Source organism: Ruthenibacterium intestinale (genome assembly GCF_040096265.1).
Classification (GTDB): domain Bacteria; phylum Bacillota; class Clostridia; order Oscillospirales; family Ruminococcaceae; genus Ruthenibacterium; species Ruthenibacterium komagatae.
In genome coordinates this window covers 1-1,304 of the sequence record NZ_JBBMFA010000005.1, presented here as the reverse complement: position 1 = coordinate 1,304, position 1,304 = coordinate 1, and the positions used below count along the sequence as shown (strand labels likewise).

Below are 1,304 nucleotides of genomic sequence, written 5' to 3'. Positions count from 1 at the left end.
TGGTATAGGATTCCTTTTCTCGTTCGTTGTGCCGCTGGGCATTTCCGATTTTAGCGGCGGTCAGGTTTACGTTTCTTACGCTGGTACGGTCAATCCCGTCGTTTCTCGCCATAGAACTCCTTTCACGTTTGTACGACCTGCGGGCTGGGGCGCACTTCCTGCGGAAGTGTAATAACCCACTATGATACTTTCATCCTACGGCTGCAAAGTATTGTGGGCTCTCCGAGGGGGATGCGGCTCCTGCGGGAGCCTCCCTGTCTTGCGTTTGTGGTCCACACAGCAATCCAGGTGTGTCCGGCATCCTTGCTTCTGTAAGCAATCCTGCCGCCCACAGTTCGGGAAAATCCACCGGATTCTCCCGGACCATCCATCTCCAAATCTGCGGATTTTTCGATGGGGACGGTGGTGCGATACCAGAGTGCAACTCTGCGCAGGAAATGCAATAAATGCAGAGAATTCCGGTTTCATGCTACGGGGTTCACGATGATTTTCACATCGGCTGGTCTACCCACCGACTGGCGTTCCGGTTCTTCCAGCCGGATGTATCCATGTCCCTCCAGTAATTCCAGCGTTGGAAAAATCTCCTCCGTTTTCTTGAAGAACTTTCCCCGGCACATCTGAAAAAGCTCTGAACGCTTGATCATCGATACGTTCTTCTTTTTCAGCTTTGCCAAGACAAATTTGGCTTTCTGGATGGTCAAGTCAGTACCCATCATAGAATAGGCGTAGGTGGAATGAGTCAGAAAGTATTTGCCGATCTGAATCGCCCTGCTCATCGTAGAAACGGTCACTTCTTCTTTGCCATCCTTCATCTCAGCGCAATGCAGCAGTCCCGCAATCCGGAGTACTGCACCGATATATTTGCTTGCCCAATCGGAAATTGCCTGCCCCTCGCCAACCAGAAACTTCTCATGTTCCTGAAAGTAATCAGCCATCAGGTCAAAGGCTTTTTCTGAAAGGTGTACCGTCTTGGCATCGCCACCAATCGGCAGAGCCATCAGGCGAAAAATCAAGCTACGGTAAGCTGCGGTTACTTCGGGCGGAATCGGCTGGGTACGAAAGACCCGGCTGCCAATTCTGGATGGTGGGGATGCATACAGGAAGCGGGCAATCAAGCCCCGCCCGGTCATGGTGGTATTGGACATGATTTCATCCAGCACACTGGGCTGAATCGAGAGGATGGCTGACAATGCCGGGTGCATGATGCACTCTGCTTCACGGGTCATTCGATCCACATAAATGGCATCCCCACAATGGCCTTTCAGCCAGACATCAATGTTGGATTTGTTGGAATACCGTCCTGC

1 protein-coding gene is annotated in these 1,304 nt (G+C 51.7%); it reads right to left on the bottom strand.

What is annotated here, in order from left to right; translation table 11 throughout:
• Positions 1-464 precede the first annotated feature (464 nt).
• Positions 465-1,304, bottom strand: an 840-nt coding sequence (locus tag WMO24_RS00040; RefSeq protein WP_349213957.1) for a DUF3987 domain-containing protein, incomplete at its 5' end; no start/stop codon positions are given.